General features: G+C 55.2%; 12 protein-coding genes and 1 other RNA gene. All 13 read right to left on the minus strand.

Annotated features, from left to right (window positions below):
* Positions 1–70: 70 nt before the first annotated feature.
* On the minus strand, positions 71–208 hold the full coding sequence (locus tag KSS91_RS04140) for a hypothetical protein (protein WP_217838485.1): 138 nt from the start codon (positions 206–208) through the stop codon (positions 71–73).
* Positions 209–226: 18 nt separating this feature from the next.
* Positions 227–1,549, minus strand: coding sequence for a restriction endonuclease subunit S (locus tag KSS91_RS04145; protein WP_217837143.1), 1,323 nt, complete (start codon positions 1,547–1,549; stop codon positions 227–229).
* A complete protein-coding gene (locus KSS91_RS04150; RefSeq protein WP_217837144.1) occupies positions 1,542–3,941 on the minus strand; it encodes a type I restriction-modification system subunit M in 2,400 nt (799 codons plus the stop codon). Before KSS91_RS04150 ends, KSS91_RS04145 begins: the two co-directional genes overlap by 8 nt.
* 249 nt (positions 3,942–4,190) lie before the next feature.
* Complete coding sequence (locus KSS91_RS04155; protein WP_217837145.1) at positions 4,191–4,715, minus strand: opioid growth factor receptor-related protein; 525 nt, start codon at positions 4,713–4,715, stop codon at positions 4,191–4,193.
* A gap of 12 nt (positions 4,716–4,727) precedes the next feature.
* Positions 4,728–6,173: an esterase/lipase family protein gene (locus KSS91_RS04160; RefSeq protein WP_217837146.1), complete on the minus strand. Its 1,446-nt coding sequence runs from the start codon at positions 6,171–6,173 to the stop codon at positions 4,728–4,730.
* A 61-nt stretch (positions 6,174–6,234) separates the two neighbouring features.
* On the minus strand, positions 6,235–7,002 hold the full coding sequence (locus KSS91_RS04165; RefSeq protein ID WP_217837147.1) for an SIR2 family NAD-dependent protein deacylase: 768 nt from the start codon (positions 7,000–7,002) through the stop codon (positions 6,235–6,237).
* Positions 7,003–7,544: 542 nt separating this feature from the next.
* Positions 7,545–9,362 carry a hypothetical protein gene (locus KSS91_RS04170; RefSeq protein ID WP_217837148.1) on the minus strand — a complete coding sequence of 606 codons (1,818 nt, stop codon included), beginning with the start codon at positions 9,360–9,362 and terminating at the stop codon, positions 7,545–7,547.
* Between the two features lie 213 nt (positions 9,363–9,575).
* Complete coding sequence (locus tag KSS91_RS04175; RefSeq protein ID WP_217837149.1) at positions 9,576–9,863, minus strand: hypothetical protein; 288 nt, start codon at positions 9,861–9,863, stop codon at positions 9,576–9,578.
* A complete protein-coding gene (locus KSS91_RS04180; RefSeq protein WP_217838362.1) occupies positions 9,860–10,840 on the minus strand; it encodes an integrase domain-containing protein in 981 nt (326 codons plus the stop codon). Before KSS91_RS04180 ends, KSS91_RS04175 begins: the two co-directional genes overlap by 4 nt.
* A gap of 952 nt (positions 10,841–11,792) precedes the next feature.
* Positions 11,793–13,049 (minus strand): integrase domain-containing protein, encoded by a 1,257-nt coding sequence (locus tag KSS91_RS04185; RefSeq protein WP_217837150.1) that lies wholly within the window; start codon positions 13,047–13,049, stop codon positions 11,793–11,795.
* A 187-nt stretch (positions 13,050–13,236) separates the two neighbouring features.
* Positions 13,237–13,630, minus strand: a transfer-messenger RNA (tmRNA) gene (ssrA, locus tag KSS91_RS04190).
* 94 nt (positions 13,631–13,724) lie between these two features.
* Positions 13,725–14,003 carry a PA2433 domain-containing protein gene (locus KSS91_RS04195; protein WP_217837151.1) on the minus strand — a complete coding sequence of 93 codons (279 nt, stop codon included), beginning with the start codon at positions 14,001–14,003 and terminating at the stop codon, positions 13,725–13,727.
* Between the two features lie 170 nt (positions 14,004–14,173).
* Positions 14,174–14,449: a PA2433 domain-containing protein gene (locus KSS91_RS04200; RefSeq protein ID WP_217837152.1), complete on the minus strand. Its 276-nt coding sequence runs from the start codon at positions 14,447–14,449 to the stop codon at positions 14,174–14,176.
* Positions 14,450–14,582: the final 133 nt, after the last annotated feature.

Consider the following 14,582-nt stretch of genomic DNA (forward strand, 5'->3'; position numbering starts at 1 on the left):
TTTCCAACACCTTGAATCTACGAGGTTTTATGGTTCTCCCCGGGCCGCTGGCCGTCTCAGTCAAATTAGTTCAGGCCCAGCTCGGTAAACAGCGATAAGCCTTGCGGTTAGCATTAGGATCGTAGAGGCGGATCAGCCCTGCCTCCACCCACTCGGTTTCCTGCGACAACGCGCACAGCTCCCGCAACAGCGATTGCAGATAGCTCAAAATGGCGCTCCACGCTCATCAGGCGAACTCCCGTTCCTTTAGTTCGGCAGGCTCCACCACCCCCGGCACCTTGATCTTGCCGGTCACGGCGCTATTGATCAGGGAGGCTTTGTATTCTTTGAGCCTTTCAATCTGACTGGAAATATTGTTTGCAGCCTGATCTATTCGGGCTGAATGATCTTCAATATAGCTGCATATTTCAGTCTGTTCATCGACGCTAGGGAGCAGGGATTTAATTGCATAGAAATTGTTATTTGAAAGGTTCTGTAGCCCTACCGTCATGCCATTTGAGGCCCCGGCATATATGGTCTTATATGGCTCGGTATGGAATAAGTGCTCAAAATATTTTGTGACTACGCCTTTCTGAGGCACAAAAACTCCATAGTGAAAAGTTACGACTCCCTCAAAGGCAGACTCAAAGAAAACGCCTAAGTGTCCTTTGAAGCGGTTCACTACTAAGTCGCCCGGAAAGCAAAGCTTGAAGTTCTTTCTATGAGCGGGACTAAGGGAGCGTTCCTTCATCTCATCGGAAGGTACAACTCCGTCAACCTGTGATAGCGACAGAGGCAGTTCATCTCCCTGAACAGGCCTAGATTTTTCCCTGAAAAGTCGGCGATTAAAAACAACCTCCCAATGTGCCGGAATCTGGCCAATCCATTCGATACCGGAGTCCCGCATGGGCGCGTCAGGATCAAGGCCAAGGGTTACGGTCCGCTGGATCAGTATCTGCTTACGCTCTTTGAGCAGTTCGATCTGGTGCTTCTTGGTCCGAATCGCCTGATCAATCTGCGCAGTTTTAATAGATAAAAACCGCGCAATAAGCCTTTGCTCTTGAATTGGCGGAGTGAGTGATTTAAAAGCCAGAAATACATCCTTCGGAATGGTATTTCTCAACCCTTTGTACAGAAATCTCAGTCGCTTTCCTGAGTCAAGACTTAGGTATAAGTATTGAAGATATTCTTCGTCAAATTTCCTACGTGGCCGGAACACCGTGTAGGCGCCCGTTATCATTCCGTGCAAAGAGGAAAGGCCAATGGTCCTGGGCGTTTCCTCGACATCGAATAAGCAGAAAACAAAGTCACCAGGAGCGACCTCTTGGTAGGTATCAAACTCCGCAGGAAACTTTCCTTCTGGATTGTCCATGTCGCGTTTGATAATCCCGCCTAGAGTGAGCGATAGAAGCGTATAACGACTGGAATTCTTGCCAACAAGGTTTTTATTAAGAGCAAAAATGTACTTGTTTGCCAAGGTTTTCCAGTGCGCAGGAACACTTCCATAGCACTCAACTCCGGAGTCGCGATAGTTCTCATATGTCGGGTGAGAGCCGAGAGATTTAGTCATTGTTGACTCCAGAAACCTCGTCGAGAGGCACTCCCAAAATCTCCGCAATCAATCCTTCCGCCTGCTGCTCCAGCGCCACTATCTCCCGCGCCACTTCGTCCATGCTGCGCAGCGGTTGGTGCTTGTAGAAGTATTTGTTGAAGCTGATCTCGTATCCGATCTTCACCGACTCCAGATTGATCCAGGCCTCGGCGACATGGTGCTGCACTTCGGCCTTGAAGAAGCGGTGGATGGCATCGGCCAGCGGGATGCTTTCGCTGTCGCGCAGGTCGCTGTTGGATTCGTAGGTAATAAATTCGCCGGCCCTGTCGCTGGGGTAGTAGCCGAAGTCCGGTAGGTCGGCCTCACGGCACTCCAGCCGCTCCAGCAGCGCGGCCAGCTCGGCGCGGTCGAATTTCTCCACCTTACGGATGACCTTGGCGGCGTTTTCGTCGTACCAGCTGACCGCATTGAGCACTTGGTTGCGCTCGCTGGCGCCGAGCTTGATGCCGGCCTCTTTGCTCAGTTGTTTAAGCGTCTTATCCACCCGTTTGGCGAATAAATTGAAGTCGTCGTATTCCTCCGGGCCTATGGCCTGCATCAGGTAGTTAGCCACGGTGACCAGCAGCGACTGCTTGACCCAGGTTTCTAGGCTCAGCAGCTTCTTGCGTTGCTTGGCGTTGAGTTCCAGGCTCTGTTCCTCGCACCAGGCGAGAATAGCTTTTTCATGGGTGGCCAGGGTTTCATCCTGATACACCGTCTCGCCCCACTGCTGGTAGATCCACTGCATGGGTTCACGCAGGGCTTTGTCGTAGCGCAGGGTTTCATTGCGCTCGGCGCTGAACTGCGCCTTGCGCCGGTCTGGCCGTTCGATGTTGACCTTGTGGTAGCCGAAATCGCGGTTATCGAACACCTGGGCGGCAACGCCGTCGCCGCCGGTCGGGCGGTCGATGCTGGCAAGATCGAGGTAGGTTTGGGTAATCAGTTCGATATGTTCGGAGGCGAATTCGCAGTTTTTGTTGCCGAGGTTTTTGCGCAGTTTGCGGTACAGCAGGCTGGCGTCGATCAGTTGCACCTTGCCTCGGCGCTGCGCCGGCTTGTTGCTGGAGATCAGCCAGATATAGGTGGTGATGCCGGTGTTGTAGAACAGGTTGTTGGGCAATTGGATGATGGCATCGAGCAGGTCGTTTTCGATCAGGTGGCGGCGGATATTGCTCTCGCCACCGCCGGCGTCGCCGGTAAACAGGCTGGAGCCGTTGTGCACCGACGCGATGCGCGAGCCGAGGCCGCTGTCGCCGGGGGTTTTCATTTTGTTGACCATTTCCATCAGAAACAGCAACTGGCCGTCGCTAGAGCGCGGGGTGGCGTCCTGCATCTCGGCGTTGCCCCAGTAGTCTGCGAGGCTGACCTTGAAGCGCGGGTCGATTACGTCGCCGCCGTCTTTGATGAATTTCTGCTCGCTGGCCCAGCTTTTACCGTAGGGGGGGTTGGACAGCATAAAGTCGAAGCGGCTACCGGCGAATTCGTCCACCGAGAGGGTGGAGCCGGGGCGGATGTGGGCAGGATTGTTGCCCTTGATCATCATGTCCGACTTGCAGATGGCATAGGTCTCGTCGTTGATCTCCTTGCCGTAGAGGTGGATGTCGCGCTGAGTGGTCGAGTCCGGGTATTTTTCTTCGATAAAGTTCTGCGACTCGGTGAGCATGCCGCCACTGCCGCAGGCCGGGTCGTAGATGGTCATCACTGTGGGCAGCCGGTCCTTGATCGGGTCGAAGACCAGGTGGGTCATCAGCTCGATCACTTCGCGCGGGGTGAAGTGCTCGCCGGCTTCCTCGTTGTTCTCTTCGTTGAACTTGCGGATTAGCTCTTCAAACACATAGCCCATGCCCAGGTTGCTCAGGGCTGGTAGGCGGTTGCCTTGTGGGTCTTCGCTGTCGTACGGGGTGAGGTTGATGGTGGGCGAGGTGAATTTTTCCAGTACGTCGAGCAGCACGTCTTTGCTGGCCATGTGGCGCATCTGCGACTTGAGGTTGAAGCGACGGATGATGTCTTTGACGTTATCGCTAAAGCCGTCGAGGTATTCCTCAACGTTGCTCAGGAGGATCTGCTGGTTGTTGGTGGCGGTCTTCTGCAGTTGGCTTAGCGTCCACTTGCTGGTGTTGTAGAACACATAGCCGGAAGCGGCACGCAGGGCGCTGTCGTCCAGTTCGGTCTGGCTCATTTCACGTTGCTGAAAGGCCAATTCTTCCAACACCTTGGCCTTGTTGGTCTCTAGCAGGGCATCGAGCCGGCGCAGCACCACCATGGGTAGGATGACGTCACGGTATTTTCCGCGCACATACACGTCGCGCAGGCAGTCATCGGCAATCGACCAGATAAATGAAACCAGTTTGTTGTGGACCGCGTGGTTCAACTGCAGATACTCCAAATCAAAGCGCTGAATAGCAGCGCTGCTAGGGCGGTGTACCGCACCCATTTACAAGCTAAGGAGCGCATCTTAACCAATGCAGCTGTACTTTTGGCAGAGGTTAGGTAAGCGGATGGCGAACACTACTTCCGAACTACAACATTACGGTCGACGATGGTCGAACACTTTAAGAAGGCACCATGATGCTTGCTGAACGAGTCTAGGCTCCGCAGGTGGTGGCCTGCGGCGCGTATTTTATGAGGGGAGAGATAGCGCTTCACGCCAGAATCGCAACGGCACTTGATCCCATGGCTCACGCGTTTGCTGGATAACCTCTTCCAGGATGACGAACAGCATCTGCGCCTGTGCCCGGTGGCCCAGCAAGCACAATGATTTCAGGATACGCGTCATTCGCAGGTCGTTGTGATTCTGTCTGAATGCCCAGTTCTGACTCCGGCTATCCCAGTCGCCTGATTTCTCGATCAGCCCCGACGCTTGCTGGCGTAAACCATAGAAACTCAGCATGCGACGCAGAGCGCGTCCTACCCCGCCTCTGACGCGCTCGTCGTTCGCTAGCTCGTCGAACTCAGCAAGGCTCGCCACTGGCGAGTGGCTGTTGAAAGCACTGGGCTCAACCAGCGGAAACCACCATTGTATGAAGTCATGTGTGCTTTCCAGAGTTCCATCATCCCAGGCCAATGCCTGGGCTAATGTACGCTGGCGATGGTCCATGCCATCGTAACCCAGATAGTTGCGAATCAATTCTTTCGCACTCGCCATACATTGCCCTCGTTACGCTTTATTGGCCACCAGTTCCAGCGCTTTACGGATGACATCAGGCGCTACTTCTGGTTGGTCTTGTGTTGTCCGCTGGAAGACAACGATAGTGATCTTTTTGCGACGCTGCCTATCAGCACCGTAACGAGCGGCCTCCGTCAACGCCAATACCAACCCGGCAATCGCCAACGATGGATCAATTCCACCGTGCCCGGCGCCTAGCACTGGCATGACCACTTCGTTGATCCGCTTGTCAGCAAGCAGCTCGAACAGTTCCTGCATACCATCGAATACGTAGGACATTCTGGCGGCCAGCCCTTGCCCCGCGCGCTGTGTGGTGGTGGAAACCAAGGCTATTGCGGCCGCGTTTTTCGAAGGGTCCGAAACAAGGATGGCTCGGCCGGGACCATAGCTTTCGCTGGACTCATCGATCGTCTTTTGTTGCAGCTCACCGTCGCCAAAGCGAATCCGGCATTGCTGCCTGACAAGATCCGAGAATTCCGACGCCGTTTCGGCGCAATGCTGGTTGATATAAACGCCCAGCGCACTACGGGTATCGCGGGCGCAATGGTCTTCGAAATACTCATTGCAAGGTAACGCCACCACGGTTGTTTTCGAGTCCACCGGGTGATTTTCGATACGCCCAGTGACGATGCTGATCTCACTCTCTCCGACGCTGGTACGGAAGCCGCCGGGACACTCCCAGACATTGGTGGTGTTGCCCTTTTGCTGCACGATACCTTCGATGAAATCACACAACACGCGGTGCTGAATTGCCTGTGCATCCACCGGCTTGGCGATGGAAAAATGATCTGACGATGGGATCTTTAGAGCATCGCCGAAATAGGTGGCTCCACTGACAGGGGGCACGACCTGCGGCCACCTCAAAAAGCGCTTAAGCACAACGAACTGGTCTTCCACCAGTTCCCGACCATAGATCACCAACTTGCGGTTCATCAACACATTGCGAAAATCGCTATTCAGGTCGTTGAGCCAGACATTGTTCTGACAGAACGCCAACGCTTGACCTTGAACATGCCCCATGAACTTTGCGATCGGCCCGAGCCAATTGGCATAAGACGAACCCAGTGAGGGAGAAGCGATCAGGAAAAGCCCAACCTCAGTACTGCGCCCAACAAGGTCATCTAAGCGCTGCACAATATAGCGTCGGGCCACGATGCCTCCCATGCTGTGAGCAACGAAAACAATTTTCCGCGCCCTGTTGACACCATCGAGGTGCAGGCTTTCCTTCAATGAATCGACAACATCGCTCAGGCTGTAGGTACCGCTGAAGAACTCCGTGCGATAGGTGAACTCATAAATGCCCACGCTTCCTATAGCCGCATGCTGGGAAAGTAGGTCCGGCCAGTAGGTGTTATTTTGATGACGCCAGCACGTTTCACCGTTGGACAGCACCCCATGCAAAAATACTACGGCCATCGGCGATGCCGTATCGTCCATTGCTCTGATCCAGCGCCCCTTCATAGCGTTTCTCTCACTTCCATCTCCGTACATTCACGAATCATAAAAAGGCGCAGTTAACCAATGCAGGCAGGACGACTCCAGCCTTTCCCCGAACATTCCAGGTACAGACGCTGTCGAGTTCGGTTTTCTCTGGATTGATCTGGATAACTTTACAGCCCGCCCGGCTCGCCTCTTTTGGAAGTCGAGCGGCAGGGTAAACGTTGCCCGAGGTGCCCACCACGATGAGCAGATCGGATGAACTGGATGATTTAAATGCCCTATCGAGCATGCCCTCAGGCAACAGCTCGTTGAACCATACGACGCCTGGCCGGACCTTACCTGTGCATGTCTGGCACTGGGGTGGCGACAAACGCCCGTCCACCCCAGGCACCTCAGACAGGCTATCCACCAACGAGAACGGGCTCGCGCACTCGAAGCACCGCGGATGGTGAAGACTGCCGTGAAGATGCTGCACATCGGTGCTTCCGGCACGCTCATGCAGATCGTCGACGTTCTGGGTAAACAATGTAAGTTGCGGGACACGGCGAGCAAGCTCGGAGATGGCCACATGAGCGGCATTAGGCCTCGCCGCAAGAACCTGCGCGCGCCGCCACTCGTACCAGCCCCAAACCAAGGCAGGATCGCGCCGGAACGCTTCGGGCGTGGCAAGCTTCTCGGCGTCGAAATTCGCCCATAGTCCGGTCAATGCATCGCGGAACGTCGGGATACCGCTTTCAGCGGATACACCTGCTCCTGTCAACACGGTGATCTTTTGCGCACCTTGCAGTGCCGTGATTAATTCGGGATCAAAATCGGTGAAGTCCATGGCACCTTTCTGACGGCCTACTCCACGTGACCAGCACGTGGCGCTAACCGAATCAGTCCTTGGGGTGAGCGGGGTTCGACCTGACAATACGAAACCAGAACGCTTCTGGCTCCTAAAATTCCAGAGCCGAATTTTACGTACAACCACGAAATAAAAAAGCCCCTTAGGTTGTGTACGAAAGGTTCTGAAACGCAGGTTCGGCAAGGCGAAAACCAGTGAGGAAGCGGACTGGGCCCGCTCTCGGGTTGACTGGTTGCCAGTGAGCTTTCCGACCCGGTCGCGTCCGACCTGGCTCGCGATCGAGCCTGTTTTCAAAGCGGCATTGGTGAACTCGGATGCATTTCGTACAGAGCCTAGAGCTTACAGCGACGAGTTGGATCATTGGGCACATTCCCGCCCGCGACTGTTCAGCCCTGCGGTCGACCTGAAGCGCCAGCCAACTGTGCCCATGATGCTCAAGCAAGTATCGAAGCGGCGAAATGGAATAAAGCCAGCGATTGGGAGGGGATGACGCAACAGATCCGTGCTTTGAGCGCACGCCATCATTCCTGACATATCACGCATCCGAAGGCTCCGACCTCCGTACAGGCAGCAAAGAAAGACGACAGTAACCAATAGAGCTGGACGAAGTAGGGGCTGGCGCTGTGACCCGCTTTGATGTCCTCAAAAGCTTGCTCAACTGCGGCCTTGCTCAGGGATGAGGTCACGATGGCCACCCGTTTGAAGGTGTGAGGGGCATTCCTGCAAAACTCCACTGCAGTTCGAGAATCTGCGGTTGTGCCTCGGCATGTGCGATGAATGCCTGTTTTTACCCTGTTGTTGGTATAAAGCCGATTCCATCTCGCGAATTTCTTGGTCATGGCCGGTGCGGGCAAATTGAGATTGCCCAGGTTTTTGATAGCCTGGCTGACAGAAACGTGGAACGCGCTCGCGCCGAGAGTCAACTCCCCGTGCTTGGCGTGGTAGAAGGTGATTCTTGGAGAGGCTGGATCCGTTCGGAAGCCAATGAAATCAGCCCATTCGTCACCAAGATCATCGCAGACCATAACATCGTCTTCGGGCGCGACCGTCGATAGTACTGCGCCGAACGTGGAGTCAAGATCGAACGTATGATGGACAGCGGTAAAGGCACCTTTCTCGTCCGTGACAGTAGCCAGCTCTGCATTGCCGAAGAGGTAGCCCAGGAACTGATTGCCACCGTTCACCAAGGAGTCGTCCTGGTAAAGGTTGCCGTCCAGATAGGCAAAGCGAGGCTGGTCGAACAGGACAATGTACGTGTCTTCTTTGTCGATGAACTGCTTAAGCAGAACGCGACCTTCGTCCGCTCCTAGAGCGAACTGTGTGTCCTCGACATAGACATCGGCGAGCAGAGGTAGCGTGAGGCGTTTCAAGGCGATTCGCGTTTTGTTGATCGCGAGTTCGCCCACTTCGACGCCTGTTGCAAGCTGGGACACGAGCAGTTTTCCGGCGGCGTTTCTGGCAACTCCCAAGACGTCTGTCAGCTCTGCGAGTATCGGATCGACTTCTACCTTTGGCAGCTCTCGATAGCCACCTCCGTCCCGCTTGACCAAACGAATAACTTTGTCGTCAAAGATGGCCTGTCCGAGGATGGCTGTATCAACCGCAAATTGGGTAGGGCTAGCCGTCAGATCCGATAGCTCCAGCGGTCGCGCGAAAGCTGCCAGAAAAGGGGAGGACGATGGCCTTCCAGGTCGAGGGTGCAGGCGGTCAATGATACTGCAGGCATAATCCACTAGTTCCAGGTAGCCAGCACGATCCGCTCGAAGTGAAATCCGGCCGGTTCGCGGTGTTGTTGAGAAGTGCTCGTCCGCCTCTGTGAAGCTGTAACCCAGCGGGGCAAATCGAGCCGAGGAGGCCATGCCCACGTTGTTCTGGAGGTTCTCGCCCTCAAGTGTCTTGCTGCGCAATGCAAAGCGGGACAACGTCATATGGCGCAGCCGAACCCGGGCGAATACTGAATCCTTGCTAGTGAGTCCACGGTCAACATCTTGGGAGCTGATGCGCTGCAGGTGCCGCTTGGTGAAATCTGCGGGGACGTCGATCTGGGATTTGAAAATGGCGACGTAATCACGGTGCTCGACGATCAGCAAATATCCGGTTACTCGGTCGATCACGTCGTCAGCGTCAGGTAGGAAAGCTGGTGTCTTGTCGAATTGAAAGCATAGAGCAGACCAGATTGATGCCCCGTGGGCCTGCCGTATGAAAGAGAATAGGTTGTTCGAGGGAGATGTTTGAGCACATCTGATCGCCCGGAACAACACCGTGATTGCGCCCATTGTGATCGGAGCTTTTCGGCGATAGAAGTAGCAGGATTTGCTGGCTTGAAGCTCATCGATCATGTCCGTTTCCCTATGGCAAGGGGTAAAACGTGGAGTCCATCAACTCGATGAGGGTAGCCCAATGCCACTAAGACTGTATAGATGGATACGCTTTAACAGAGCATGGCTGCTTGCGAGCAATCATAGGCTGACATGAAGGACTGCTAATGGCGGATTACTTCCTGAAATGACTGACCGGTTTGGATCGTCTGTAGTCGGTCGTGACTATCAAAATCAGATCCTCTCTCTGGGGGGCAAAGTCCATGATTTTTCTAAACGACGAACGATCAGCCGCACGGTCAGCAAATAGTAATACCGCGTCGCGTCGTTGCGTCGATCTAGGCGATGTTCAAGGAACCAGGCCACATGCTTTCTCTGCCAAGCCCAAGGCGTTTTTCGCTGCCAGCGCTCTGCAATTTCAGTCTGGATGATTTTCGCCTGTCGCACATGGCGTTGCCGGGTTGCGTGCGAGCCGGTCAGCACGCCAGCCAAAAACAGCTCCATATCGAATGGCTTACTCATGACCACCCTCCAATGTACGCGGCGACCACGTCGATCCGCCCGTGCCCCAGCTCATAGCTGATTTGCCTCCAGGCCTCACGATCAAGTTGCCTATCTACCCGGCAACATTGGCCGCCGTTGATAGGCGCCCGGTGTTGAGTAATTTGCTCATAGCGCTCACACGCGTACGCCGCTCGTAGCTCATGGAAGCCTTTGAGGTTGTGCGCATGCAGGATGGCCCGTGCAGGGCGGATGATTTTTTGCACAAGATTCAGGTAGCTTTCGTGTGGCGCAATCAGGTTGCGGCTACCCACAGGCGACACCTGCCGTGCAAACCTAAGCGCACCACGAATATGGTCATCCACCGTAATCCAACGGGGTGCCGAGGCGCCGGCGCGACCACCTTTAGTGCCATCCTGAATGTTAATCCTGCCTAGGTCGTTAGCCTCACGGTTTAGCCGCAGCAAGTCAGCCAGGATGGCCTCACGCAAGCGTATGCCAGTGGCTCGCGCTAAGAGAACGATCGCAGCGGCCCGTATCAGATGTTGGCTGCACAGTGCATCGACGATCTGCTTAACCTGTTCGCGGTCTTGACCCTGCGGCACTGAATGTCGAACGCTGGTACGCTGCATTCCCAACGCCTTGCTCGGACTTGGCAACTTCACGTACTGATCACCGCGAAGCGCCGCCATGGTCCTGTTAACGCTGGATAGCCGGTTTTGTGCGGTGCTGACGGCGAGGTCACCGCGCCGAACCTGGTCGCGCAGGTACGTCGCATAGTCGGCCAACAGCTTCCGATCAATCAGCCGCGAGTCATTGATGCCGGGCCCCTGTTCGGAGCGGCACCATTTCACGAATGCCAACCACCGATCACAGTGCGCTTTGACCGTCCCGTAATGACCACCGCCGAACATATCCTTTAGCGCCTGCGGCCCTGCATAGCTCAATTGTCTGCCATAGCCGAAATTACGACCATCGCGTCTACCCACCAATGCCATGTCGGTCACCTCATCTCCCGTGCTCCAATCCTCGCCCCACGTCATCCCGCCAAGAATGTTGAGTGTTATCAGGGATCAAGGCCCCTGCGACCTGTGAGGGTGTCCACTGACGCAGGACTGGCGGCTCCTTACGGCCGGGAGCGAGGGCATCTCATGATCTGGCCTCCTGAGCACCGATACCGGTGGGCGGGGGGAGGCTGCACTGGCTGACGAGACCAGCGCCGCGAGATCCTGAGCCGGGTGAAAGCAGCACTGCGATGACCGGGGCATGCCTGACTGTCAGTCAGGTGCAGTTCATTCCCTGGTCTGCGGCACCATCATTTGCAGCGCTGTTGCTGGTGACATCGGCGTTTGTCACGCCGATTGTCACGAGTGGAATTGCCGTAAAGCCATGTGCGATAAGGGCTGCAGCAGTGTTAGGAGCGCCCGTCTCTTTCCAGGAGAAAGAGACGGGCGCAGGTTGGCTCAAGATTTGGCCAAGCGGATAGGTTGCTGCAGGGCAGCGAAGTAGGAAGTGTCGTCTGGCGCACGAGGGCCATGATTTGTAGTGGGCATCCATCACCGAGGAGGTGACCGGGCGAGCTGCCGGACGCGAATCGCCTTTCGGGGAGAACCACCGCGAGAGCGGCGTGACCTTCAAGGTTCGGGCCACCTGGGGTGCTGTCATCGACAGCGCTTGCACGGCCAGTTTTACGCCTGTAGATAAACCCGGTCAAGAATCGAAATTTACCGCTACATTGCACTTGGAGGGCGGTTATCCACCTATGGAATTCCGTGGTAAACCCCGGACAGCGCAGTGGCTTCTAGCTCTTCAAAGTGAGGTCCATCCAAACAGGGCGGCTTTGCAGCCCTGTTTGGATGGACCCGCGCTTATAAGCGGATAAACGAGACTGCTTGACCCGAATCTTGATCTCGCAGTTGTTGTGGCTGCCGTTATTGCATCTGTAAAGCGTTAGCGGATCGGCACCACGTTCTTGTCTCTGATTTGACCGTATGCTGAGGCGAGCAGGCTACCGGTGGCGGCTTTCTGAATGTATTCACTCCACCAAGCCATCATCGGACGTCGGCGCTCAATGTAGTCGGCTCGGTTGTAGGCGCTCCGCACCTCATCCTTGTCAACGTGCGCCAGTGCGACTTCAATGAGCTCCGGGTCCCAGCCATGTTCATTCAAGATGGTGCTGGCCATCGAGCGCATCCCGTGGCTGACCAAACGGTCTTGAAAGCCCATGCGTTTCAACGCCATGTTGGCGGTCTGACTATTGGCGTGGGTGCGCGGATTTCTATCTGCAGGGAAGACGTATTCGCGATGGCCGCTGTGAGTCTTCAGTGACTCCAACAATGCGACAGCGTGATCACTCAACGGGATGGTGTGTGGGCGGCGCTTTTTCATACGCTCCGGAGGGATGGTCCAGACACGCCTTTCAAAGTCGATGTCTGCCCAGCGAGTGGTCGCCGCTTCTGCTGGGCGAGTCATGGTATGCAACTGCCATTCGATCAGGCAGCGGGTCGTGCGTTTGATACTGGCGTTCGCAATCTCCAGCATCAGCTCGGGGAGCTCGTCGGGTGGAAGCGCAGCCATGTTCTCTTTCTTGGGCTTTTTGAATACTGCCCTGATACCGCTGAGAGGGTTGGCGAAGATCAGGCCGGAGTTCACCCCGTAGGTCATGATCTCGTTAAGCCGCTGACTAAGGCGCTTGACCGTCTCCAGGCTGCCTTTCGCTTCGATCGGACGAAGCAACTCGATCACCATCGGCGCGGTGATTTTCGCGAGAGGGGTCGTCTTCAAGTCGGGGAGCAAGTGCAGCGTGAGCGATCGCCAAATGTCCTCGGCGTAGGCTGGGGTGACCGAGTCTTTCTTTAGCTCGAACCAGGCGGTGGCCACGTTCGCGAAGGTGTGTTCCGTTTCTGCACGCTTGGCTTCATTCAACGTATTGCGCTGCACCTTCGGATCGATGCCCTGGGCGAGCAGCTCGCGGGCTTCGACTGCCATCTTTCGTGCGTTCGCCAGTGAGAGCTCTGGGTACGTGCCGAGCCCCATATTGATACGGTTCTTGGTTACCGGCTCGCGGTAGTTGAAATTCCACAGTAACGAGCCGTTGCTGCGGACTCGGAGCTGCAAACCGTCACCGTCAGTGAGGACGTAATCCTTGGACGCGGGTTTGACTCCCTTGAGCTGTCGATCGGAGAGACGAAGAGTTTGAGCAGGCATGAGATTGTCCTCAGGCACTGATTGGGTATTCCAAAGATTAGCACCGGATGGCCTGGAATACCGTTTGGAATACCCGAATGGCTGGAACTCAGAAAACCTCCAAAGCCCCAAAAAGAGCTGAAACCCCAGTATTTACTGGATTTCAGGCACAAAAAAAGACGTCCGTGGACGTCTTTAGATGATGAAGTGGTGGAGCCGGGGGGATTTGAACCCCCGTCCGCCAGTACTCCGCTGTCGGTACTACATGCGTAGCCGTGTCTATTAAGTTAACCCTCAGCGACCCGACGGGCAGGGTGCTTTGGGCGAGTTGTGTAAGTTTTAGCCGCTTCGTCCACAACGTACTGCACGGCGATTCTGTTCTATATGACAATCACTTTGGGTTTACAGACATCCCCTGATGATTGCTGGACCCGAAGGTACCAGGAGGGAAGGGCTAAGGCTGCTTACGCAGCGAGAGCGTATTCCCCGTAGGTTTCGTCATTGGCAACTATAGGAAGTTGCAACAGTGGATTTACGAGTTCTGTTACCAACTCGGCATGCACCTAAAGTTTCGCAACCGGCGTCGAATCCTAAACGGCCCCGAGCCTGATGCTCTGTGAATCAAGTGAGCAACAAGCCTGTACAGTGTACGTCAACGCGAGCCGGAAGGCCAACCCGAAGGTAGGCCACTACACATCATTGGTTGGGTTCGTTGCGCTGTTTGTCAGTGAGTGCCAATGCCTGGGTGGCTTCGGTGACGCATTTTGTGTCGTCTCCGGAGGCTTGGGAGGCTTCGGCGCTGGACATCAGTCTCTTGATCTCCATGGCGGTGTTTCCGGAGGTCGCTGGCAGCGCATTCACTTTGCCTTTGAGCTCTTGCAGCTTGCTCGTGCAAAGGTTGTTGTCCGCTGCAAATGCAGGAGAGGCCAGCATTGCAGCGCAAATGAACAGACCAGCGAGTGTGGTGCGCTTCATGGGTATCACCTTGAACGGATAGGGCCTACCTCAAAGACTACGATTCAACACAAGAATTCGGTTTTTTCAGACAACGTGTCGGGCTTTTCCTGCGATGGCGGTTACACATTCCCGGACCCCGAATGCAACAAAACCCGCCGTTGGCGGGTTTTGGTTTGCTTCGTGTCGGATTACTTCCCGCCTTTTTTCGCGTCGGTGAGGGTCTTGATGATGTCGTTGGTCTCGGCGACGCAATCATCAATGCCTGCCTTGGTGCCTTTTGCATAGTCAGCTTTGGCCTGCTTGACGGAATTTTCTACCTGCTCAGTCATTTCCGGAGGAATCTGTGCCTTGGCGTTTTCGATGGTTTTCAGGTTGACAGCGCAAAGGTCATCTTCTGCAGCAAACGAAGTGGAAGCCATCATGGAAGCAGTAATAAACAAACCTAACAGCACAGAACGATTCATGTGTATCTCCTTGAGCTGAAGGGCCAGGCATTGCTGGCCATCAAGTCGGGCTACCGAGTGTTGGGAGAGTCCCGCATTTACGGGACTTGATCAGTGGACTGCGGCGGCACCTCAGGGTTCTGTTTTTTACTGT

Source organism: Pseudomonas azerbaijanorientalis, assembly GCF_019139795.1.
In the GTDB taxonomy this organism is placed as follows: Bacteria; Pseudomonadota; Gammaproteobacteria; order Pseudomonadales; family Pseudomonadaceae; genus Aquipseudomonas; species Aquipseudomonas laurylsulfatiphila.